Source organism: Halobaculum limi (genome assembly GCF_029490015.1).
Classification (GTDB): Archaea; Halobacteriota; Halobacteria; order Halobacteriales; family Haloferacaceae; genus Halobaculum; species Halobaculum limi.
In genome coordinates this window covers 1,833,713-1,854,967 of the sequence record NZ_CP120468.1, presented here as the reverse complement: position 1 = coordinate 1,854,967, position 21,255 = coordinate 1,833,713, and the positions used below count along the sequence as shown (strand labels likewise).

Below are 21,255 nucleotides of genomic sequence, written 5' to 3'. Positions count from 1 at the left end.
CCACCGAGTATGACCGAAATCGTCGACTACGAGTTGTACGCGGTGCCGCCACGGTGGCTCTTCCTCAAACTCGAGTGTGCCGACGGCTCTGTCGGTTGGGGCGAACCCGTCGTGGAGGGGCGCGCCAGCACAGTCCGCGGCGCCGTCGAGGAACTCGTCGAGGAGTACCTCGTCGGCGAGGACCCAGCGCCCGTCGCCGACCACTGGGAGCGCCTCTACCGAGGCGGCTTCTACCGCGGCGGGCCCGTCCTGATGTCGGCTATCGCCGGCATCGACCAGGCGTTGTGGGATCTGAAGGGCAAACACCTCGGAGCACCCGTCCACGAACTGCTCGGCGGCCCGGTGCGCGACCGGGTTCGCGTCTACCAGTGGGTCGGCGGTGACCGGCCCGCCGGCGTCGCGGAGGCAGCCGAGGAGAAGGTGGACGCAGGGTTCACCGCGCTGAAGATGAACGCGACGCCGGAACTGGAGCGGGTTGAGTCGCCGGCAACGATCGAACAGGCCGCCGAGCGCCTGCGGACGGTGCGGGAGGCGGTCGGCCCCGACGTCGACATCGGCGTCGACTTCCACGGTCGCGCGACGAAGACCGCAGCCAAGCAACTCGCGGCGGCACTGGAGCCGTACGACCCGTTCTTCATCGAGGAACCGGTGCTCCCCGAACACAACGACGCGCTCGCAGCCATCGCCGCGAGTACGTCCACGCCCATCGCGACTGGCGAACGGATGTTCCACCGCACCGACTTCAAGGAGATTCTGGAAGCGAACGCGGTCGACATCATCCAACCGGACCTGAGCCACGCGGGCGGCATCACCGAGTGCCATCGCATCGCATCGATGGCGGGCGCGTACGACGTGTCGGTCGCACCCCACTGTCCGCTCGGGCCGGTCGCGCTGGCCGCGTGTCTCCAACTCGATGCCGTCGCGCCGAACGCCCTCATCCAAGAGCAGAGCCTCGACATCCACTACAACGAGACGAGCGACGTCCTCGACTACCTCGCCGACCCCTCCGTGTTCGAGTACGAGGACGGCTTCGTCCCAGTTCCTGACGGCCCGGGACTCGGCATCGAGGTGGACGAGTCGGTGTTGGCAGAACGCGACGGTCACGACGACTGGCACAATCCCGTCTGGCGGCGGCCCGACGGGAGCGTCACCGAGTGGTGAGGACGAAACCAACGGTCAAGTCGGCGGGTGGTGACGTACGACCCGAATGACGAGTCTCGACACCAGCGCCATCGACGAACTCGAACCGCGCGAACGCTACACGGGGAAGGTGGCCGTCGTCACCGGATCGACGCGTGGAATCGGTGCGGGCGTCGCGAAACGCCTCGCGGCCGAGGGCGCTCGCGTCGTCGTCACCGGGCGCAGCGAGGACGCCGGCGCGGAGACGGTCGCCGCCATCGAAGACTTCGGCGGCGAGGCCGTCTTCGTCCGCGCGGATATGCGCGACCCCGACGACATCGCCGCGTTGTTCGAGGCGACCGCCGACGAGTTCGGCCGTCTCGACGTCCTCGTGAACAACGCGGGCGTCGAGACGTACACCGCCGCAGACGAGGCCGAGATGGACGACTGGAACTTCGTCTTGGAGACGGATTTCCGCTCGTACTGGCTGTGTGCGAAACACGCCCGCGAGGAGATGGAGGAAGGCGCCATCGTCAATATGTCCAGCAACCACGCGTTCGCGACGACGCCGAGCATCTTCCCGTACAACGCGGTGAAGGCCGGAATCAACGGGATGACCCGCGCGATGGCCGTCGACTTCGGGCCGGAGGTTCGCGTGAACACGGTGAACCCCGGCTGGGTCGCTATCGACCGCACCACCGGCGATATGGATCAGGAGCGGCGCGAGGAACTCGCGGGCATCCACCCGACCGGACGCATCGGCGTCCCCGAAGACGTCGCAAGCGCGGTCGCGTTCCTCGCGAGCGACGAAGCCGGGTTCATCACCGGCGCAAGTCTCACCGTCGACGGCGGCCGCGGCGCCGTCCTGCAGGACGACTTCCTCCCGGACTACCGCGAACGCCGCGAGGAGTAGGCGGCGGGAGGCGCTACCGACACCGACGGTCGCCCGCACGAGTCCGGCGGACGTTTACCGCCGCGGTGCGTCGGGCGTGATATGAACCCCGACGAGGTCCGCGACGACTGGGCCGACCGCGAGGGGGAGTTCTCCCCCCGCTACTACGCCGAGAAAGGTCCGGACGACACGAGCGAGACGATTCGCTCCGCCATCGATTTCTACGTCGGGAACGAGGGGCGCGTCCTCGAACTCGGCTGTGGGTCGGGCCGACATCTCGAACACCTGCGGCGTGGCGGCTTCGACCGTCTCGCGGGCATCGACATCAACGACGAGTCGTTCGACGTGATGGACGAGTACTTCCCCGACCTCTCGGCGACCGGCGAGTTCTACGTCGGCGCTATCGAAGACATCCTTCCCCAGTTCGACGACGACGCCTTCGACGCCGTCTACACTGTCGAGACACTCCAGCACGTCCACCCCGACGACACGTGGGTGTTCGAGGAGGTGGTCCGCGTCTGCTCGGATCTGCTCGTCACCGTCGAGAACGAGGGTAACAGCGCGAAGCGCGGCCGCGAGGGGGCGGAGGTGAGTTACGTCAACGACGAGTTCCCGCTGTATCACCGCAACTGGAAGGCTATCTTCTCCGATCTGGGCGGCGTGCAGGTGGTGAAAGAGCCGACGAAACGGGACACGATCCGGGCGTTCAAACTCGGCTGAGGTCGCTGTCGGTCGGAAACAGGCGACTATGTTGTGGATACTGCTTCGACACGACGGCGCGTACCCCTGCCGATGAGTTCCATCGGCACGCCACCCGAGCGGTACGACGTCGACCTCGGCCTCCTCGGTGCGACCCGTCGCATCAGTTCCGCCGAGAACGAGGCTGGCATCTCCGTCGTCGAACACACACTGCCGCCGAAGGCGCTCGCGGCCCCACTACACCGCCACCACAACGAAGACGAGGTGTCGTACGTCCTCACCGGCGAGATGACCGTCCTCGCGGACGACGAGGTGTCGACGTGTCCCGCCGGCGAGTTCGTCGTGAAGGGCCGCGACGTCTGGCACACGTTCTGGAACGCCGGCGACGAGGAGTTGCGCTTCCTCGAGATCATCGGATCGAGCGACTTCGACGACTTCTTCGGCGAACTCGCAGAGCAGATGGACGGCCGCGAGTTGAACGAAGAGACCGTGCCGATCCTGATGGAGGTCTCGGCGCGGTACGACTTGGAGATGAATCCCGAGAGCGTCCCGGAACTGTGTGAGAAGTACGGCCTGCGGATGTAGTCGGCAGCTGGCGCCCACTCGATTCCACCGGCTTACTGGGCGGCTCGGCCCTTCGGACCTCGCCGCCGATAGTACGAGGTCTCGCTCGCTCCGCTCGCTCGACCTCGCTTACTTCCCTTCGAACTCCGGTTCCTCGTCGGACATGAACGCCATCACGCCCTCCATCAGGTCGTCAGTGTTCATCAGTTGACCGAACGCCTGCGCCTCGATCTCGAGTCCTGCGTCGGTGTCGTCGCGCCCGGCGAGCATCGCGCGCTTCGTGTAACGCTGGGCGACCGGCGGGCCGGCGGCCAGATCCTTCGCGAGGTCCATCGCGTGTTCCTTCAGGTCCTCGTTGGCGACGACCTCGTTGATGAAGCCGTAGTCGGCCATCTCCTCGGCGGAGTAGCGGTCGGCGGTGAAGATGATCTCTTTCGCACGCCCCTCGCCGACGATGTGGCGCAGGCGCTGCGTGCCGCCCCACCCCGGCAGGAGGCCGAGGTTGTGTTCGGGTTGTCCGAGTTCCGAGCGCTCGGAGGCGACTCGCATATCGGCGCAGGTGGCGAACTCCATCCCGCCGCCGAGACAGTAGCCGTCGATACCGGCGACGACCGGCATATCGGATTCCTCGAACCTCCCGAACGTCGACTGGCCGTTGCGCGAGAGTTCGACCGAGTGGAGCGGGTCGCCGCCGCCGGCAGCCATACTCTGGACGTCTGCTCCAGCGGAGAAGGCACGCTCGCCCTCGCCGGTGACGAGGACCGCACGAATCTCGTCGTCGGCTTCGAGTTCGTCGATGGCAACCGCGAGTTCGTCCAGCATCTCGCCGGAGATGGTGTTCATCCGGTGCGGACGGTCGAGGACGACGTGCCCAACGCGACCGTCGCGTTCGATCCGGATGGTCTCGAACTCGACGCTGTCGTCTTCGTCGTCGCCGCTGTCGCGGAAGCCGCTGCCCTCCTCGACGAGGTCGCGGAGGTAGTCGACCGCCTCGTAGCGCTCCGCGCCCGTCTCCTCGTGACGCTCGTCGAGCGTGTCGAGGAGGACGTCGAGACCGACGCCGTCGGCCATCTTCGCGGGGCCGTCAGGGAAGCCAGCGCCGAGTTTCACCGCTTGGTCGATGTCGGCCGCGTCGGCGACGTCGTTGCCGATGAGGCCGGCGACTTCGTTCGCCATCACGGCGAGCAGCGCGTTTTTGACCGACTCCGAGGTTGCGTCGGAGGGCACGTCCGCGCCCGCGCCGCTCTCGTAGTCGTAGAACCCCTTGCCCGTCTTCTTGCCGAGGTTCTCGTTCTCGACCTTCTCGGTGAGCAGGGGACACGGTTCGTAGGCGTCACCGAGCACTTCGTGCATGTACTCGAGGACGTGCACGCCCACGTCGATGCCGACCTGGTCGGCCAACTCGAAACTCCCCATCGGGAGCCCTAGGTCGTACTTCGTGGTGGAGTCGACCTCCTCGACGGTCGCTTCGCCCTCGTGGACGAGCCACGCCGCCTCGTTCATCAGGGGGACGAGCACGCGGTTGACGATGAACCCTGGCGAGTCCTTCCGGACGCGAACCGGCGTCTTGCCCATCCGCTCGGCGACGTCCTCGACGAGGTCGAGCGTTGCGTCGTCGGTGTGTGCGCCCGAGATGACCTCCACCAACTGCATCCGCACCGGCGGGTTGAAGAAGTGCATACCACAGAAGCGCTCCTCGCGGTCGGTCACCTCCGACAGCTCCGTGATCGAGAGGCTGGAGGTGTTTGACGCGAACACCGCGTGGTCAGGTGCGTGCGCCTCCACGTCGGCGTAGACGTCCTTCTTGATGTCCATCTTTTCGGGCACCGCCTCGATGATGAGGTCGGCGTCGGCGACGGCGTCCTCGACGGGGACGACCGCCGAAACACGTTCGAGGGCGGCGTCGGCGTCCGCCTCCGAGATCTGGTCTTTCTCGGCGAGTTTGCCCAGCGACCACTCGATCTGGTCGTAGCCGTTCTGGACGAACTCCTCGTTGATGTCACGCAACTGCACCTCGAAGCCGGCCAGCGCGGCCACCTCCGCGATGCCGTGCCCCATGTTTCCAGCGCCGAGTACCGCGACCGTTTCTACGTCATCAACGTCCATGTTCGACGCGTCGGAGTGCCACCCGTTCAACGTTTCCCTCCGTCGCGACGCCAACACGTCGCCCGTTTTCCTGAGTTGCTGTGGCGGGTCGACGGGCTGAGGCCCGAAAGCCGTTTCTCACCCCCGTTCACACGGTTGGGTATGCCCGTCGACGCCGACACAGACGCCTTCGACGACCTCGCACCCACCGACCGTGCGGCACTCGATGCACTTCGTGCGGACGACCTGCTCGGTCCGGTCGTCGAGCGACACGGCCCGTTGACCATCCAGCCTGCGGACGACCCGTTCGAGCGACTCGTCGTGTCGATCCTGCGCCAGCAGGTGTCGATGGCCTCGGCGGAGGCGACGCGCGAGCGCCTGTTCGACGCCGTCGAGGTGACCCCCGAGGGCGTCCTCGCGGCCGAGGAGTCGACGCTGAAAGACGCCGGCCTGTCGCGGCAGAAGACCCGCTACGTCCGAAATGTCGCCGATGCGTTCGCAGACCACGGCTGGGACCGGGAATCGTTCGCGGAGATGACCGACGACGAGGTCCGCACGAAACTCACCGCCATCACCGGCGTCGGCGAGTGGACCGCGAATATGCAGTTGCTGTTCACGCTTGGCCGCCCCGACGTGTTCCCCGTGGGCGACCTCGGGATCAGAAAGGGGATGGAGGAGTTGTTCGGCCGCGAGATGTCGCGTGGTGAGATGACCGAAGCGGCCGAGCGATGGGCGCCGTACCGGAGTTACGCCTCGCTGTACCTGTGGCGAGCGAAAGAAGATATCGCGGCGACCGTCGACGAGGTCATCGAAACTGCCGGAGACGACGCGTAAGCAGTCACGAGGCGCTCGGCGTCGCCACTGTGTGGTTGTGCTGTGTCGAGAGGTGAGAAGAGGGAGCCGACTTACAGTTCGACGGCTTCCTTCTGCCCGAGCGATTCGGGGACCGTGAAGCGGATGCTCGTGGTCGCGCCGGACATCGTGTTGATCTTGATCGTGACCTCGTCGCCCTCGCCGAGGTTGTTCGGTGCGAACGCGTCGACATCGAAGACGAGGTTCAAGCGGTCGTCGGGGTCGTTGAGCACGTTCTCGTTACCGGCGACGTTCTTGACCGACGCGTACGAGTACGTACCGTCACTCAGGTCTGGACCAGCGGTACTGTAGTTCGACGTGGTCGACTGTAACTGGTACGTCCCCGTCGGACCGATCCACGTTACCGTCGCGTTCTGTACGTCGATCTCACCGGCACCGGGTGCCTGCGTGACCGTCACGTTCACGATGTTGACCTCATCGCTGCTCGTAACGTTGCCGACCGTGGCAACCTCCTGGAGGCGGTTGCTAACCTGCTTACTGCTCTGTTGACCCGTTTCCTGCGACTTGCTCTGGAGGAAGCCAGCGGTGTTGATCAGCACGCCGGCGGCGATTGCTGCCACAAGCACCATCGCGATGAACACGATGAGCGTGCCGATACCGACCTGACCGCGCTCTTCCTCGTCCGTAATGAACTCGAACATCTGTGTGTTGCTCCCACCCGTTCGCGTGGACGAACCGGGCGTACCACAAGTCGCGGAGACATCGAATATATACTTTCACCGCTAAGTTTCAAAGCTGATACTATCGGAGGCACACCGGAACAGCGGCTCAGGGGCGTGAGAAGAACCAGAAAATCGGGGAGCGGCTTACTCGTCTTCGTCTTCGTCGTCTTTCATATCCTGCAGTTGGGAGACGAGGTCGTCCGTCGAGGCACCCGCCTCGAAACTCGCCTTGCCGTCGTGGTCGTTCTCGTGGGCGTCCACGGTCGACCCGTCACCGGCTTCGCCGCCGTCGTTCTGTTGACGCTCCTGCTCGGATTCGTCGTAGCTCCCGAAACCCATAGCTGGAATCGTGGGCGCGAGCGTGAAAAGCGACCCGGCATCGCCGCGTCAGTTATCAGCGAGTGACACGTCCGACCGTCGTCAGCGCGTGTTCACTCCTCAGCGCCTTCCTCTTCTTCTTCGTCGAGGTCGGGATTGGCCCCATCGTCCGCGCGACGCTGGACGTCGACGCGGTAGTGCTGGAGGATGTCGCGTCCGAGCAACACCGGGTACTCCATGTGCGAGCGGTCCTCGACGCTGGCGGTGACCGTGTGCTGTTCGCCGCCGATGCCGACCACGAGGTCGACGACCGGACGGGCCTTCCCCGACTTGACCGACCCGGACTTCACGCGGGTCATGCTCTTGATCGGACCTGCGCCGATTTGGGCGGCGAGTTTGGTGTCGATCGAAGAGCGGGTCGCGCCCGTGTCGGATTTGGCGAACGCCTGCGTCGACCCCTGCGTCCCGGCGACGTGGACCTCCTCGATGTAGCCGATGATCGGGATCTGTCCGTCGTTGAAGCGGTGTTGAGCGGGCATACACGCCGGCGTCGAGTCGTCGAGTACCGACGACAGTTCTCGCACGAGGTCGTCGTCGACCGTGCCGCCGGCCTTCTCGATGGCGAGACGGGCAATGTGGGGCGCAGGCGAGCGACCGCTGGCCTTGAACAGTCCCTTGAACCCGGCGGTGGGGTTGACCTCGAGGACGTACCAGCCGTCGTACCCCTCGACGAGGTCGACGCCGGCGTAGTCGAGGCCGATAGTCTGGGAGGCGCGAAGCGCAATTTCGCGTGCCTCGGGGTCCAGCGACTCGGTGGCGTCCTCCACGTCCCCGCCGAGGGCGACGTTGGTGCGCCAGTCGCCATCGGGGGCGTAGCGGTTCATCGCGCCGACGACCTGGTCGCCGACGACGTACACGCGCGTATCGTGGTGGCGGGCGTCGTCGCGGTCGATGAGTTCCTGCAGGAACGCCTGTCGGTTCCCGACCATCGGGTTTACCGGTTCGGTGAGGTCGATCTTCCAGGTCCCGCCGCCGTGAGTTCCGATAGCGGTCTTGTACACACCCTCGTCGCCGAAGCGCTCGCGGCCATCGTTGAGCCGATCGTTCGACAGCGCGAGCAGCGCGTCCGGCACCGGGAGGTCCGCCTCCGCGAGCGCGACCGCCGAGGCGAACTTGTGCATCGCCGTCAGGACGGCCGAGGGATCGTTGAGGATGGGTCGAGCACGGCCGAACGTGTGCGCGAGACCGAGGCCCTCCGCGGGCTGTTCGATGTTCGAGAGGAGCATCCGGTTGGCGACGACGTCGACGTCCGGTTCGACGGTGACCTCGTCGTCTTCGATGCTGATGGCAGCGTTCTCGCGCCGCAGCCACTCCGGTTCGTGACCCAGCGCCTCGACGGCGTTACAGATTGCTTTCGACTCCTTGCTCGTGTGGAGCGAGAGGACCCCGACACGAACCGAATCGTCGTTCATACCACCGACACTCGACGGAGGACAGAAATGTGTCCCGGTCCGTTCGGTCGTTGCGAACCGACAGCGGGTGTCACGCTCGATCGACGCCCTACGTTTCACCCGTCGTCCCGGTGGAGTGGTTTATCCGTTCGCGTGCCGACCGGCGACTATGAGCGACGACGGGTCATTTACCTACAACGGCGGCAGGGTCGGCCCCGGCGAGCAACAGAACATACGGTTCGTGGTGTCGGAGACGTATCTCGGCGACCCCGTCCGTATTCCGGTGACGATCATCAACGGCGAACGATCTGGACCGACCGCGTTTCTCTCTGCGGCCGCCCACGGCGACGAACTCAACGGCATCGAGGTGGTGCGTGAGGTGGCACACGAGTGGGACCTCTCGGAGTTGTCGGGCACGCTCATCTGTCTACCCGTGTTGAACGTTCCGGGATTTCTCGCCCAGCAACGCTACCTCCCCGTGTACGACCGCGACCTGAATCGGTCGTTCCCCGGCGCGGCCGACTCGACGAGCGCCAAGCGGATGGCCGCGCGCATCTACCGCAACTTCATCCAACCGTGTGACTTCGGCCTCGACTTCCACACGTCGACGCGGGGACGGACGAATATGATCCACGCGCGGGCAGATATGAGCGACCCCGCGGTCGAACGCCTCGCGCGTGCGTACGGGACGAACGTCATCATCGACAGCGAGGGCGCGTCGGGGATGCTCCGCACGGAGGCGGTCGTCGACGACATCGCTGTCATCACCCTAGAGATGGGCGAGGCGCACCGCTTCCAACGCGACCTCATCGACGAGGCACTCACTGGCGTCCGGTCGGTGTTCGCAGAGTACGGGATGCTCGAAGCCGAGCGGGTCCGCTGGCCCGGGTGGCGGACCGTCATCACCGACGAACGGGAGAAGACGTGGCTCCGCGCCGACGCCGGCGGGATGGTGGATATGCACTTCGAGTACGGATCACTCGTCCACGAGGGCGACACCGTCTGTACGATCACGAACCCGTTCAAAGACGACAACGTGACCGTCGAAGCGCCGTTCACCGGCCTCCTCGTGGGCGTGTTGGAGAACCCGGTCGTCTACCCGGGAAACCCGCTGTGTCACCTCGTCGAACTCGACCAACGGACGCGGCGTGTGGTGGAACTCCAACAGAGTCCGACCGGGTCGATCAACTGACTCGACCGACGATACGACCATATTCCGTGTCGACGAAGACTGCGGTACGGATCGACGACTTGGAGCGTCGACCGCCACGGGTGACCGTCGCGCGCGTCCGGCCGTACCCGGCTTGAACTGTATCGACTGTGAAGTGTCTGCGTTATGAGCGTTCTCGACGAACTAGTGTGTTGAATATGTCCGCTGAAACTCCGGTAGAGGCCGAACTGGCTGAGTCCGACGCATCGCTCCAGTACCTGCTCAAGAACGAGGGCCGGAACCTGATGATCGTCGGCGGCATCCTGGGAGTCCTCGGGATCGGCGCAATCTTGTTCCCGTTGGTCTCGTCGCTGACGATTGCGGTGTTCTTCGGGGCCGCCCTGACGGTCGCAGGGTTCGTCCACATCGCCCACGCGTTCTCGGCGTCGGGATGGAAGGGCGCACTCGGTGAGGTGATCCTCGCGCTCGTGTACCTCGTCGCAGGGATCGTGATGCTCGTCAATCCGATCGTCTCGCTCGCGACGCTGACGCTGCTCGTGATCGGCTACTTCTTCGTTGAAGGGCTTGTCCTCCTGTACTTCGCGTGGTCGCTCCGAAACGAGCGCGGGTGGCTCTGGTCGGCCGGAGCGGGCCTACTCTCGCTGGTCCTCGCGGGGATGCTGTTCGCCGGGTTCCCGTCGACCGCGGTGTGGGCGCTGGGCCTGCTGTTCGGGGTCAACCTCCTCTCGACCGGCGTGTCGATGATCGTCGTGGGCAACGGCGCTCGCACGGCGCAGGCCGAGACGCCGAGCGCGGCCGCCGCCTGATCGCACCTCGACCTGTAGCCGTTTTCGTGTTCTCTCACACTCGAGCAGTTCCCAGCGACCGCTGACGCCGCCCGACGCTCACGGTCACCTCCTGTGTCGGTTCGGCGCTCGGATAACCGTCTGACTGTCACTACTGAAACGCCAGCTCAGATCGCAGGGCGAGGCGCAGCAGACGCAGAGATGGACGGCCACCCAAGCGGCGGTCGCGGATCCTCCCGTTCCGACACCTGTGCCTCGATGAAACCCACGCGAACGACCACGTCACGCCCGAGTTCCTGCGTCAGTCGGTCGTCGAACCGCTGTGCGATGTCCGGTGGTACGTCGAGGTCGCGCGGGACGGCGACGAGGACGTCGACCTGCGGCTCATTCCCGAGAAGAATGTCGACTGGTTCGTAGTCGACGGTGACGCTGGCGAGTTCGACGCCCTCGATGTTTGCCTCGTCGAATATCTTCTGCATCTCCGCTTGGGTTCGCTGTTCGAACGACTGGGCTTGAAAGGTGGTGAACGTGACCGCACCGAGCACCAGCGAGAGAACTGCGATGCCGATAGCGATAGTTGCGATCCGTGAGAACACCGACGATCTGACTCCCTCGAACTGCCCTGAGTCGAGCGGTTTGAACCCCGCGAGGTAGAACAGCAACAGTGCCGAGAGGTTGATCGCAAGGAGGTTTACGACGACGAGGACGAACCCCGCGATGGCGACGCCGGGCAGGCCGAACGCGATGCCGAGGCCGGAGGTGGCAGCGGGCGGGACGAGGGCGACGGCGATGGCGACGCCGACCAGCGTCGACCCCGACCCGCGCATAATACTGAGCGCACCGGCGATACCCGACCCGAGGGCCAGGAACAACGACAGGAAGTTCGGGCTCGTTCGCTCGGCCACCTGTGGGACCGTCCGGATGTCGAGGCCTGGCGGGATGAGGATCGTCTGTTGTAACAGCCACCCGAGGACTGCGGCGGTCACGACGGCGGCGAGGAGGCCTGTCACCTGGAGTCTGACACCGCGCTTCCTCATCTGTGGGTGGTCGAGGATGGTTCCCACGCTCGCGGAGATAGCCGGGCCCATCAGGGGTGCGACGACCATCGCACCGATGATGGTCGCCGCCGAGTCGAGGAGGAGTCCGGTGGCTGCGATGATCGTACTGAGGATGAGGAACGCGAAGAACGTCGAGTTCGCTGGGGCGAGGTCTTGTGCCCGCGCGTACAGTTCCTCACGAGAGATGCGGAGTCCGGGGAACCGCTCGACCAACGCGGAGAGTCGCTGGGAGACGACTGTCTCCGTCGGCAAGACGATAGTGTAACTGTCTTCGCGAATTCCCGCGTCGACGAGCGCTTCCATCACTGGTTCGACCCCGCTCGGCGGTACCGGGTACTGCACCATCGCCTCGAAGTCACCTCGTCCGACCTCGTCGAACAGGGCGTAGTCGATCCCCAACTCGTCCAGCGTCTCGACGACGCTGGCTCGCTTTCCTTCGGGGATCAACACTTGAACCAGACGCATACGAACGATAACGATAGTCGACGACATAAACAATCCGCCGAGTTGACAAGAGTGACAATCGGGTACGCTGAGGCGACAGCATCTCGATGAAGACCTCGGTGAAGCGGTCGTCGGATCTACCGGCCGAGACGGCACTGCTACCGCGTTCGAGAGTGATCCGGGTGGAGATCAGCCCCCGCGTGTAGCTATCGTATCCCATTCGATAGTCAGTCTGCAATCATATCAGAATAAGGATATAATACGCTCTGTACAGACTGTTAAGATGGCCAACATATGAGTTCACTAGTTGTCCTCGCGTTCGACGCGATGGACCAAGCCGAACAGATGCGCGAAGAGTTGTACGACCTCCAGCGACGCGAACTGATCACCATAGAGGACGCCGCCGTCGCCGTCCGCAAGGAGAGCGGGCAGGTGAAAGTGAAACAGGCCCACAGCCTCGTCGGTGCGGGTGCCCTCGGCGGCGCATTCTGGGGCCTGCTCATCGGCGTCATCTTCTGGATGCCGTGGCTCGGGATGGCCATCGGCGCGGTGTCGGGGGCGCTGGGCGGCAAGTTCACCGACATTGGCATCGACGACAAGTTCATCGACGAGGTGGCAGAGACGGTCGGACCTGGCTCCTCGGCGCTGTTCCTCCTCGCCCGCGACGCTCAGATGGACCGGATCAAAGAGGAACTGTCGGAGTACGAGTTCGACATCGTCGAGACCAACCTCTCGCCCGAAGACGAGGACCGCCTCCGTGAGGCGTTCGCCGCCGAGGAAGTCTCCGGGTAGTTCCGTCGCGAACCGACCGGTCGTATTATTTCGGGAGTCGTCACTCGACACCCTCGGTTGTCGCGAAGCGAACAGTTCTCCAGACACAGTCTGTCGCGGAGCCAGCACAGATCCACCACAATGACAGATAACGATACAGACGAGACACGCTCGAGCGAACAAGCGTTCGAGACGCTACGTGGGGACTTCCGCGCCCTCTACGACTACATCGAAGAACAGGCCACGAAAAACGTCGCGCAGGTCGCCTACTCGACGGACGGGCGGACGTTCGACTACGAGGCTCCCTTGTCGCTTCCCGCACCCATTGGGTCGTACGTCCGCCTCCAGACGACGGACAACCGCGAGTACCTCGGGCAGGTCACCACGAAAGCCGTCGTCAAACGCAAGGGGCCGGAACTCGGCTTCGAACTGGGCGACGAGCAACGAGCGTTCGTCCCGGAGGGGATGAGCCTCGCCGCCGTCACCAACCAACTTCGCGTGTTGACACTGGAGGGGAGCGGCGTACTCTTGGGTCGGGTGACCGACGACGCCATTCGCGGGACGACGAACACCGACACGTTCCGAAACGCGACGGTTGACCTCGCACAACCGGACGTGGTGAACCGCTACCTCGGCGGGTCCGAGCGTACCGCAAGCCTGCCCGTCGCCCGAGCGCTGTACGTCGACGGGTCCGCGCCGGTCCACCTCGACGCGGGCGGGTTCAACCGCCACACGTTCCTCTGTGGCCAGTCCGGGTCGGGCAAGACGTTCTCGCTCGGAATCGTGTTAGAGCAGTTGCTCTTGGAAACCGACCTCCGCGTCGTCATCATCGACCCGAACTCCGACTTCGTCCGCCTGAACCGTCTGCGCCCACGCGAGGAGGTCAATCGCTTCCGGTCTGAACCGCTCTCTGCTGCGGCGTACGACCGACTCGCGGAGCGATACCGCGAGGCGACGACCGGCCTTCGGGTGTTCCGTCCTGCGTCGGTCGCCGCCGCCGACGAGGAGCCGTTGCGCGTCCGGTTTGGAGACCTCAGCCAGAGCGAACAGGCGACGGTGCTGCAACTGGACCCGTTGGACGACCGTGCGGAGTTCAACGCGTTCCGGCAGGTCGTCGAACGACTTGGCGACCGGGAGTACTCGTGGGAGGACGTTCGAGAGGCCATCGCGCACGACTACACGGCCGAGGCACGCCAGTTGGGGTTGCGCATCCAGAACCTCGACCTCGCTGACTGGGACGTGTGGTGCTCGCCGGGTGACCCGTCGCTCACCGACACCCTCGACGGCGACGACTGGCGCTGTCTCGTCGTCGATATCGGGACGCTCGGGTCGCCGTCGGAGAAGTCGGTCGTCGCGAACGCTGTGTTGACCCACCTCTGGCACGACCGCACGCGACGACGGCCGACGCTCGTCGTCGTCGACGAGGCTCACAACGTCTGCCCCGCCGACCCGACCGACGACTTGGTCGCCACGTCGGCCGCGACGGTCGACCGCATCGCAGCGGAGGGTCGCAAGTTCGGCCTGTATCTCCTCCTCTCGACGCAGCGACCCGGGAAGATACACGACAACGTCCTCTCGCAGTGCAGCAACCTCGTGTTGATGCGGATGAACTCGCAGGCAGACCTAGATCACCTGTCGGCGGCGTTCTCACAGGTGCCTGCGAGTCTGCTCGCAGAGGCGAACAAGTTCGACCTCGGGGAGACGGTACTCGCCGGACGAATCGTCCAGAACCCCACCGTCGCCGCCTTCGAAGGGCGACTGTCAGAGGAAGGCGGCAGCGACGTGCCGACCACGTGGGCGAGACGCCGTGCGTAGCGCCGCTGCTTGCCCGAACGAAGTCAACGGGCACCCTGAACGGCCCGATACCGTCGATACGGCTATGATCTCGCCCGACGATCAAGAACACGAGTTCGCTCGATTCATCAATGGCTGAAGACACATCTGAGGCGTCGGCAGAGACTGGATCGCGAGAGCGACGCCTGACCCAAGCGGCCGAGAGCCTCGGTTCGATCCGTATCGACCGAATGCGAATCGCGCTGTGGGTGGCCGCTCTCGTGGCCATCTCCGCTCTCGTGTACGTCGGGTGGCGGTACGTCGGAACGCTCGCAGTGGCGATGTTCGTCTACTACGTCACACGCCCCGTGTTCCGCCGGATCCACACACGGATCGCCTCACGGACGCTCGCGGTCGGCGTCACGCTCGTCGTCGCCGCTCTGCCGTTGCTCGCTATCGTCGGCTGGGCGGTCGCCATCCTCGTGAACGCCCTGAACGACCAACTCAACTCCGATGCGTTCGCCGACGTGGCAGCGGTCACACAACCGTATCTCGACATCGCCGGCGTCGTCGCGGACGTCGGGGCTACCGTCGAGGCTGCCATCGCCGACCCGACGACGCTCTCGGATCTCGAACTCGGCCCGATCGTCGGCGACATCCTCGGGTCGCTGGCCGCGTGGCTCGGCGTGGCGTTCAACGTCGGCATCCACGCGTTCATCGTGCTCATCGTCGTGTTCTACCTGCTCAAAGACGACTACCGCATCGCTCGCTGGGCCCGGACCTCCTTCGTCGCCGACGACAGCGTGCTCGACACGTACTTTCGGACCGTCGACACCGACCTCCACAACGTCTACTTCGGAAACATCCTCAACGCCCTGCTGACGGGAGTGCTCGCGGCGGTCGTCTACACGCTGCTCAACCTCGTCGCCCCGACGACGACCGTGATTCCACAGGCGGCGTTCCTCGGCCTCCTCGTCGGCGCGGCCAGCCTCGTTCCGGTCATCGGCATCAAGATCGTCACGTGGCCGGTCGGTGGCTACCTCCTCGTGCGTGCGGCGTGGTTCGACCCGCAGGCGGTCTGGTTCCCGATCCTGTTCCTCGCCGTCTCGTTCGTCGTCGTCGACTACATCCCCGACCAGTTGCTCCGCCCGTACGTCAGCGGCCGGACACTCCACGTCGGGAGCGTGATGCTCGCGTACACCCTCGGACCGCTCCTGTTCGGGTGGTACGGCATCTTCCTCGCGCCACTGTTGTTCGTCCTGCTATTCGAGTTCGGACGGATCCTCTTCCCGTGGCTCCTCGACCCTGAGGCCAACGTGGTGGACTCGCCTGCAGTCGGCCCGACGGTCGACGCTGTGGCGGTGCAGGCGGACGACGCAGGGACGGAGTCGACAGACGACCCGGACCCACCGACGGACCCAGCGTTCGGCGCGTCGAACGCGGACATCGACACCGTCGAGGAACGCCTCACCGACGCTGGTGAGGAGTCGTCGTCGTAGGAGCGAGGACGGCTGCGACGGTCACGACCCTTCGATAGCGTGGGCCGTGCCAGTCGACGGCTCAGACAATCCCTCGTCGGTCACTGCCGTCCCGAGGCTGTCGGTCGAGACTGAGGACGCTCGTCCCGGACCAGAGACAGACGGTGAGCAGATGCGAACCGGAGGAAGCCGCGAACGGTTGCGGCGGCGACGCAAGATTAGCCGACGAGGTTCAATTCGCTGTCGACGACGAGTCGCCGACCGTGGTCAGGGTGCTGGAAGGCGAGTTCGCCGCGTTCGCTGGGGTTGACTGACCACGAGAGCGCCGCGTAGAACCGGTCCCACGCCGTCAGGTCACCGTCGCGGACTGGCGGTGGGCACACGTCGTCGCCGACGTCGGGATTGCCGAACAGCGGGTGCGTCACGCGTCCGCGACCACAGGTCTCACACACCAGTTCGGCGAGGGCAGGGTAGCTAGTGTTGCACGCTGTGCAGGTCCGCTCGGCCGACGACTCGTGATCGTCACAGTACCGAAGGTTGGCGACGACGTCGCCACCGCACTCCAGGCAGACGCCGTCGACCATATCGTGCAGCCGTCGCTCCAAGACGCGGTGGGCGCGGTAGAACAGCGACTCTGGGTCGCGACCGTCGACGGTCGCAGGTGGGAGCACGGCGCCGGTGATCGTTCCCGACGGACAGCCGTCCATCCCGAATAGTCCTGCACAGGTGTCACACGTCGTGAGTATGTGGTGGTCGTCGTAGACGACCCTGATGCCTGCCCCGCACAGCGGGCACGACTCGTCGACGTCGGTCGACTCGAAGTTCGCCTCGGCGTCGACGACGCCACGTTCCAACAGTCGAACCGCCTCCCGCCCTGGCTCCCGGAGACGATAGCCGTCGTCGGTGCGGGTGACGAACCGGCCGGTCAGCTTCCTGAGGTGGAAATTGAACTTCCCGCTGTCACGCTCGCCGACCGCCCGTCGGAGGTCGCTGTACGCTATCGTCCGTTCGCGGGGACCAGCGTCGGTTTCACGCTCCGCGAGTGCCTGTAGAATCGCAAGCCGTAGTCCGTCGCCGAGAAACGAGAACGCTTCCTCCGCGGGACCGATGCGCTGTCGACTCATAGCCCGACATCCTCGCCTACGGACATAATCCTACAGGACACGAGCCACGGCAACCGGCACAGTCGACGGCGGTCACCTCGACGATCGTAATAGACTCGGAAGCGAGTGAATCTGCCGGCGACATCGTCGACTGGCGGGGTCGTATGCGACCCCGTCACGTAACTACTATACCACCGTAGGCCGGAGAGACTGACGTATGAGCCAGTCGTATGACCGGGGCCTCGTGGAGGACTTCGGCCGGTGGCGGGAGTTCTCCGCTGGGATGTGGGCCTGGGTGTTCCACAAGTTCACGGGCTGGGTGCTCGTGGGCTACCTGTTCACCCACATCGCCGTATTAAGTACAGCCATCTCTGCGGCGGGGCAGACGCAGGCCATCGCGGCCGAGAACGACGTCTACACCACCGTGATCACCACGCTGGAGAGTCTGCTCGTCGTCCGTATTCTCGAAGTCGGACTGCTCGCGGTCGCCGTGTTCCACATCCTCAACGGCTGCCGCCTGCTGTTGGTCGACCTGGGAATCGGACTCGACAGCCAAGACAAGAGTTTCTACGCGTCGCTGATCTTGACGGGCGCTATCGTCGTCGCGTCGGTGCCGACGTTCCTCTCGGGGGTGTTCTAACGATGGCAGAGCGCTACTCATCCTTCCAGAAAGGCGGTCGACGCTGGCTGTGGCAGCGCATCACCGCCGGGTTCCTCGTCGTCGTGTTGGCGTTCCACTTCTTCCTCCTCCACTTCGTCAACCACGCCGACGAGGTGTCGTTCCTCGCGTCGAGCGCACGGATGACGGACCTCACCTACTACTCGCTGATGGTGCTGTTCCTCGTCACCGCGACGTTCCACGGCGTCAACGGCGTCTACAACGCCCTCGAGAACCAGGGCCTCTCAGGCACGAAGAAACAGGTCGTCAAGTACACGCTGATCGCGGCGAGCCTCGTGCTCGTCGTCCAGGGGATCCGCACCGCAAACGCCTGGGCGGGCTTCCCCACCTTCTGATCCATGAGCACGCAAGTTCCAGAACCGGAGACCGAGACGGAGACCGAAGACGACGGCGTCGAACAGCGAGAGTCGCTCTCGCACGCACAAGAAGACCGGATGCGAAAGAAGGCCGAAGGGCGCGCCGACCGCGAGGAGCGCGCCCGCAAGGAGGCCGAAGAACGCGCCGACCGCGAAGAGGACACCTACCACCTCAAGGTGTTCCGCTACGACCCCGAAGTAGCCGGGAAACAGGAGCCACGCTTCGACGACTTCCACGTCCCGTTCAAGAAGGGGATGACCGTCCTCGACGCGCTCATCTACGCGCGGGACACCTTCGACTCCTCGCTCACCTTCCGGCACTCCTGCCGGCAGGCCATCTGCGGGTCGGACGCGCTGTTCGTCAACGGCTCACAGCGACTCGGCTGTAAGACGCAGTTGTCCGACCTCGACGAACCGGTGCGCGTGGAACCGCTCCCGCACGCCGACGTCGAGAAAGACCTGGTCGTCGACATGGACCATTTCTACGACCAGATGGAGGCAGTCGAACCGTACTTCGACGCCGACGAACTCCCCGACGGCGAACTCGAAGAGCAGCGCCAGACGCGGGCGAACCGCGAGAAGGTGAAGATGTCGACGCGGTGTATCTGGTGTGGCGCGTGTATGTCCTCGTGCAACATCGCCGCGGGCAACAACGAGTACCTCGGCCCCGCCGCGATCAACAAGGCGTACCGCTTCGCGATGGACGAACGCGAGGGTGAGGACCGCAAGCAACACCGGCTGAACATCCTCGAACAGGAGAATGGCGTCTGGAGATGTCAGACCCAGTTCTCGTGTACCGAGGTGTGCCCGAAGGACATCCCGCTGACCGAGCACATCCAAGAACTCAAGCGCGAGGCGGTCAAGAGCAACCTGAAGTTCTGGTAGGCTCACCCGCCTCAGCACGCGATTGAAGTAGCCGGAACCCCAAGCAATTGTACCGACGAATCGCGGGGTGCTGGCGACCGAGCGGACGAACGGATACACGACGCGAACACGACACAACACACGACACACAATGTACGAACACGACGTCATCGTGGTCGGCGCAGGCGGCGCGGGACTCCGCGCTGCTATCGCCGCCCAGGAGGAAGGTGCGGACGTGGCAATCGTCTCGAAGCTCCACCCGGTGCGAAGCCACACCGGGGCGGCGGAGGGCGGCATCAACGCCGCGCTTCGGGAGGCAGACTCGTGGCAAGACCACGCCTACGACACGATGAAGGGGTCTGACTACCTCGGCGACGCCCCCGCAATCGAGGCGCTCTGTAAGGAGTCGCCGAAGGAAGTTATCCAACTCGAACACTGGGGAATGGCGTTCTCCCGCGAAGACGACGGGCGCGTCTCCCAGCGGCCGTTCGGCGGTCTCTCGTTCCCGCGCACGACGTACGCGGGCGCAGAGACGGGCCACCAACTGCTGCACACGATGTACGAACAGTTGGTGAAACGCGGCATCACCGTCTACGACGAGTGGTACGTCTCGGATCTGGCCGTCACCGACGAGGAGCGCCCCGAAGACCGCACCTGCCACGGCGTCGTCGCCTACGACATCCAGAGCGGCGAACTGTCGGGCTTCCGTGCCAAAGAGGGTGTCATCCTCGCGACGGGCGGTCTCGGCCAGGTGTTCGACCACACCACCAACGCCGTCTCCAACACCGGTGACGGCGTCGCGATGGCCTACCGCGCGGGCGTCCCCATCGAGGACATGGAGTTCATCCAGTTCCACCCGACCAGCCTGCCGAGTACGGGCGTCCTCATCTCCGAGGGTGTCCGCGGCGAGGGCGGCATCCTCTACAACTCGGAGGGTGAGCGCTTCATGTTCGAGTACGGCTACGCGAGCAACGCGGGCGAACTCGCCTCGCGCGACGTCGTCTCGCGGGCGGAACTCAGCGAGGTGAACGAGGGGCGTGGCATCGACGACGAGTACGTCCACCTCGACATGCGTCACCTCGGCGAAGACCGCATCATCGACCGCCTGGAGAACATCCTCCACCTCGCGAAGGACTTCGAGGGCGTCGACGGCCTGAAAGAGCCGATGCCGGTCAAGCCCGGCCAGCACTACGCGATGGGCGGCATCGAAACCGACGAGAACGGCGAGACGTGCGTCGGCGGCCTGTACGCCGCTGGCGAGTGCGCCTGTGCGTCGGTTCACGGTTCGAACCGTCTCGGCGGTAACGCGCTGCCGGAACTCATCGTCTTCGGCAAGCGTGCCGGTCAACACGCTGCAGGCAAGGAGATGGAGGCGGCGAAAATCGAGACCGGCCAGCGTGGCGAGTACGAACTGGGCGAGGTCGACTCCCCGGTCGAACCCGGCGAGGTCGAACCCGCGGGCGACGCGGTCGCCGACGGTGGCGTCGCCGCGGACGCCGGGTCCGCGAACGGCCACGACGTCGTCGAGTACGCGGTGAAGAACGAGCGCGCTCGCATCCAGAAGTTGATGGACCGCGAGGACGGCGTCCAGCACGCCGAGATTCGCTCGAAGGTCCAGAAGTCGATGACGAGGAACGTCAACGTGTTCCGCGAAGAGGAGGGTCTCAAGCAGGCGCTCGAAGACATCGCGGAGGCACGTGAGCGCTACCGCGACGTGTTCGTGAAAGACCCCTCGCGGACGTTCAACACCGACCTCATCCAGACCATCGAGACGCGCAACATCCTCGACACCGCCGAGGCAATCACGCTCGGGGCACTCGCACGCGAGGAGTTCCGCGGCGCACACTGGCGCGCGGAGGCGCAGGAACGGAACGACGAGGAGTGGCTCAAGCACACGATGCTGTCGTGGAACGACGGCACGCCGGAACTGTGGTACAAGCCGGTCATCCTCGAGGGCGAGGACAAAGAGTACGAACCGAAGATTCGCTCGTACTGACACCCACATTCGCACACTCCGTCGCGTCCGCCAGCGGTCCACCCGATCGTTCGTACCGGTCCGATTTTTCACCGCGATAATCCCGTCAGGAGTCGAATTTCTCACGGCTAGCCG

The 21,255-nt window shown here is 64.9% G+C and carries 20 protein-coding genes; 14 read left to right on the top strand and 6 right to left on the bottom strand.

Translation table 11 applies throughout. The features are described 5' to 3' along the window. Window positions 1-9: 9 nt before the first annotated feature. The 4 genes from dgoD to P0D77_RS09220 all read left to right on the top strand — a co-directional run bounded on the left by dgoD (window position 10) and on the right by P0D77_RS09220 (window position 3,295). Window positions 10-1,161 carry a galactonate dehydratase gene (gene dgoD, locus P0D77_RS09235; protein WP_277552732.1) on the top strand — a complete coding sequence of 384 codons (1,152 nt, stop codon included), beginning with the start codon at window positions 10-12 and terminating at the stop codon, window positions 1,159-1,161. Between the two features lie 46 nt (window positions 1,162-1,207). Continuing rightward, window positions 1,208-2,032, top strand: a complete 825-nt coding sequence (locus P0D77_RS09230; RefSeq protein ID WP_277552731.1) for an SDR family NAD(P)-dependent oxidoreductase — start codon at window positions 1,208-1,210, stop codon at window positions 2,030-2,032. Window positions 2,033-2,113: 81 nt separating this feature from the next. Beyond that, window positions 2,114-2,731: a class I SAM-dependent methyltransferase gene (locus tag P0D77_RS09225; protein ID WP_277552729.1), complete on the top strand. Its 618-nt coding sequence runs from the start codon at window positions 2,114-2,116 to the stop codon at window positions 2,729-2,731. A gap of 72 nt (window positions 2,732-2,803) precedes the next feature. Continuing rightward, the gene (locus P0D77_RS09220; protein WP_277552727.1) at window positions 2,804-3,295 is read left to right on the top strand and encodes a cupin domain-containing protein; all 492 of its coding nucleotides are present in this window, start codon (window positions 2,804-2,806) and stop codon (window positions 3,293-3,295) included. Window positions 3,296-3,403: 108 nt separating this feature from the next. Here the strand turns inward: P0D77_RS09220 and P0D77_RS09215 are convergent, their stop codons facing one another. After that, window positions 3,404-5,380, bottom strand: coding sequence for a 3-hydroxyacyl-CoA dehydrogenase/enoyl-CoA hydratase family protein (locus P0D77_RS09215; protein ID WP_277552725.1), 1,977 nt, complete (start codon window positions 5,378-5,380; stop codon window positions 3,404-3,406). A gap of 141 nt (window positions 5,381-5,521) precedes the next feature. On the opposite strand from P0D77_RS09215, the gene P0D77_RS09210 reads away from it, so the two are divergent. Next, the gene (locus P0D77_RS09210) at window positions 5,522-6,193 is read left to right on the top strand and encodes a DNA-3-methyladenine glycosylase family protein (protein WP_277552724.1); all 672 of its coding nucleotides are present in this window, start codon (window positions 5,522-5,524) and stop codon (window positions 6,191-6,193) included. Between the two features lie 71 nt (window positions 6,194-6,264). On the opposite strand, the gene P0D77_RS09205 is transcribed toward P0D77_RS09210, so the two are convergent. The 3 genes from P0D77_RS09205 to P0D77_RS09195 all read right to left on the bottom strand — a co-directional run bounded on the left by P0D77_RS09205 (window position 6,265) and on the right by P0D77_RS09195 (window position 8,684). Further along, complete coding sequence (locus P0D77_RS09205) at window positions 6,265-6,873, bottom strand: flagellin (RefSeq protein WP_277552722.1); 609 nt, start codon at window positions 6,871-6,873, stop codon at window positions 6,265-6,267. A gap of 165 nt (window positions 6,874-7,038) precedes the next feature. Then, window positions 7,039-7,233, bottom strand: coding sequence for a DUF5786 family protein (locus P0D77_RS09200; protein ID WP_277552720.1), 195 nt, complete (start codon window positions 7,231-7,233; stop codon window positions 7,039-7,041). Window positions 7,234-7,325: 92 nt separating this feature from the next. Next, window positions 7,326-8,684 carry a RimK family alpha-L-glutamate ligase gene (locus P0D77_RS09195; RefSeq protein WP_277552718.1) on the bottom strand — a complete coding sequence of 453 codons (1,359 nt, stop codon included), beginning with the start codon at window positions 8,682-8,684 and terminating at the stop codon, window positions 7,326-7,328. Window positions 8,685-8,832: 148 nt separating this feature from the next. Here P0D77_RS09195 and P0D77_RS09190 point away from each other — a divergent pair, with 148 nt between their 5' ends. Beyond that, window positions 8,833-9,855, top strand: coding sequence for a succinylglutamate desuccinylase/aspartoacylase family protein (locus tag P0D77_RS09190; RefSeq protein ID WP_277552716.1), 1,023 nt, complete (start codon window positions 8,833-8,835; stop codon window positions 9,853-9,855). A 176-nt stretch (window positions 9,856-10,031) separates the two neighbouring features. Beyond that, window positions 10,032-10,640, top strand: a complete 609-nt coding sequence (locus P0D77_RS09185; RefSeq protein WP_277552714.1) for an HdeD family acid-resistance protein — start codon at window positions 10,032-10,034, stop codon at window positions 10,638-10,640. A gap of 146 nt (window positions 10,641-10,786) precedes the next feature. Here the strand turns inward: P0D77_RS09185 and P0D77_RS09180 are convergent, their stop codons facing one another. Beyond that, window positions 10,787-12,142: a TIGR00341 family protein gene (locus P0D77_RS09180; RefSeq protein WP_277552712.1), complete on the bottom strand. Its 1,356-nt coding sequence runs from the start codon at window positions 12,140-12,142 to the stop codon at window positions 10,787-10,789. Window positions 12,143-12,448: 306 nt separating this feature from the next. On the opposite strand from P0D77_RS09180, the gene P0D77_RS09175 reads away from it, so the two are divergent. The 3 genes from P0D77_RS09175 to P0D77_RS09165 all read left to right on the top strand — a co-directional run bounded on the left by P0D77_RS09175 (window position 12,449) and on the right by P0D77_RS09165 (window position 16,164). Then, complete coding sequence (locus tag P0D77_RS09175; protein WP_321170534.1) at window positions 12,449-12,913, top strand: DUF1269 domain-containing protein; 465 nt, start codon at window positions 12,449-12,451, stop codon at window positions 12,911-12,913. Window positions 12,914-13,033: 120 nt separating this feature from the next. Further along, window positions 13,034-14,707 carry an ATP-binding protein gene (locus P0D77_RS09170; protein ID WP_277552710.1) on the top strand — a complete coding sequence of 558 codons (1,674 nt, stop codon included), beginning with the start codon at window positions 13,034-13,036 and terminating at the stop codon, window positions 14,705-14,707. A gap of 110 nt (window positions 14,708-14,817) precedes the next feature. Beyond that, window positions 14,818-16,164 carry an AI-2E family transporter gene (locus tag P0D77_RS09165; protein WP_277552709.1) on the top strand — a complete coding sequence of 449 codons (1,347 nt, stop codon included), beginning with the start codon at window positions 14,818-14,820 and terminating at the stop codon, window positions 16,162-16,164. A 197-nt stretch (window positions 16,165-16,361) separates the two neighbouring features. Here the strand turns inward: P0D77_RS09165 and P0D77_RS09160 are convergent, their stop codons facing one another. Beyond that, window positions 16,362-17,267, bottom strand: a complete 906-nt coding sequence (locus P0D77_RS09160; RefSeq protein WP_277552707.1) for a DUF7351 domain-containing protein — start codon at window positions 17,265-17,267, stop codon at window positions 16,362-16,364. A gap of 196 nt (window positions 17,268-17,463) precedes the next feature. Between P0D77_RS09160 and sdhC the strand changes: the two genes are divergently transcribed. The 4 genes from sdhC (at window position 17,464) to P0D77_RS09140 (ending at window position 21,141) form a co-directional block, all read left to right on the top strand. Beyond that, window positions 17,464-17,886 (top strand): succinate dehydrogenase, cytochrome b556 subunit, encoded by a 423-nt coding sequence (gene sdhC, locus P0D77_RS09155; protein WP_277552706.1) that lies wholly within the window; start codon window positions 17,464-17,466, stop codon window positions 17,884-17,886. A gap of 2 nt (window positions 17,887-17,888) precedes the next feature. Beyond that, window positions 17,889-18,260 (top strand): succinate dehydrogenase hydrophobic membrane anchor subunit, encoded by a 372-nt coding sequence (locus P0D77_RS09150; protein WP_277552704.1) that lies wholly within the window; start codon window positions 17,889-17,891, stop codon window positions 18,258-18,260. Window positions 18,261-18,263: 3 nt separating this feature from the next. Beyond that, a complete protein-coding gene (locus P0D77_RS09145; RefSeq protein ID WP_277552702.1) occupies window positions 18,264-19,166 on the top strand; it encodes a succinate dehydrogenase/fumarate reductase iron-sulfur subunit in 903 nt (300 codons plus the stop codon). A 130-nt stretch (window positions 19,167-19,296) separates the two neighbouring features. Next, on the top strand, window positions 19,297-21,141 hold the full coding sequence (locus P0D77_RS09140; protein ID WP_277552700.1) for an FAD-binding protein: 1,845 nt from the start codon (window positions 19,297-19,299) through the stop codon (window positions 21,139-21,141). The last annotated feature ends 114 nt before the right edge of the window (window positions 21,142-21,255 follow it).

Excerpts from the sequence above, each read along its gene's own strand:
- P0D77_RS09150 (WP_277552704.1), top strand. The coding sequence starts at position 17,889 with ATGGCAGAGCGCTACTCATCCTTCCAGAAAGGCGGTCGACGCTGGCTG.
- P0D77_RS09185 (WP_277552714.1), top strand. The coding sequence starts at position 10,032 with ATGTCCGCTGAAACTCCGGTAGAGGCCGAACTGGCTGAGTCCGACGCA.
- P0D77_RS09165 (WP_277552709.1), top strand. The coding sequence starts at position 14,818 with ATGGCTGAAGACACATCTGAGGCGTCGGCAGAGACTGGATCGCGAGAG.
- P0D77_RS09220 (WP_277552727.1), top strand. The coding sequence starts at position 2,804 with ATGAGTTCCATCGGCACGCCACCCGAGCGGTACGACGTCGACCTCGGC.
- P0D77_RS09215 (WP_277552725.1), bottom strand. The coding sequence starts at position 5,380 with ATGGACGTTGATGACGTAGAAACGGTCGCGGTACTCGGCGCTGGAAAC.
- P0D77_RS09145 (WP_277552702.1), top strand. The coding sequence starts at position 18,264 with ATGAGCACGCAAGTTCCAGAACCGGAGACCGAGACGGAGACCGAAGAC.
- P0D77_RS09140 (WP_277552700.1), top strand. The coding sequence starts at position 19,297 with ATGTACGAACACGACGTCATCGTGGTCGGCGCAGGCGGCGCGGGACTC.
- P0D77_RS09210 (WP_277552724.1), top strand. The coding sequence starts at position 5,522 with ATGCCCGTCGACGCCGACACAGACGCCTTCGACGACCTCGCACCCACC.
- P0D77_RS09225 (WP_277552729.1), top strand. The coding sequence starts at position 2,114 with ATGAACCCCGACGAGGTCCGCGACGACTGGGCCGACCGCGAGGGGGAG.
- P0D77_RS09175 (WP_321170534.1), top strand. The coding sequence starts at position 12,449 with ATGGACCAAGCCGAACAGATGCGCGAAGAGTTGTACGACCTCCAGCGA.
- P0D77_RS09195 (WP_277552718.1), bottom strand. The coding sequence starts at position 8,684 with ATGAACGACGATTCGGTTCGTGTCGGGGTCCTCTCGCTCCACACGAGC.
- P0D77_RS09170 (WP_277552710.1), top strand. The coding sequence starts at position 13,034 with ATGACAGATAACGATACAGACGAGACACGCTCGAGCGAACAAGCGTTC.
- P0D77_RS09200 (WP_277552720.1), bottom strand. The coding sequence starts at position 7,233 with ATGGGTTTCGGGAGCTACGACGAATCCGAGCAGGAGCGTCAACAGAAC.
- P0D77_RS09190 (WP_277552716.1), top strand. The coding sequence starts at position 8,833 with ATGAGCGACGACGGGTCATTTACCTACAACGGCGGCAGGGTCGGCCCC.
- P0D77_RS09205 (WP_277552722.1), bottom strand. The coding sequence starts at position 6,873 with ATGTTCGAGTTCATTACGGACGAGGAAGAGCGCGGTCAGGTCGGTATC.
- P0D77_RS09230 (WP_277552731.1), top strand. The coding sequence starts at position 1,208 with ATGACGAGTCTCGACACCAGCGCCATCGACGAACTCGAACCGCGCGAA.
- sdhC (WP_277552706.1), top strand. The coding sequence starts at position 17,464 with ATGAGCCAGTCGTATGACCGGGGCCTCGTGGAGGACTTCGGCCGGTGG.
- dgoD (WP_277552732.1), top strand. The coding sequence starts at position 10 with ATGACCGAAATCGTCGACTACGAGTTGTACGCGGTGCCGCCACGGTGG.
- P0D77_RS09180 (WP_277552712.1), bottom strand. The coding sequence starts at position 12,142 with ATGCGTCTGGTTCAAGTGTTGATCCCCGAAGGAAAGCGAGCCAGCGTC.
- P0D77_RS09160 (WP_277552707.1), bottom strand. The coding sequence starts at position 17,267 with ATGAGTCGACAGCGCATCGGTCCCGCGGAGGAAGCGTTCTCGTTTCTC.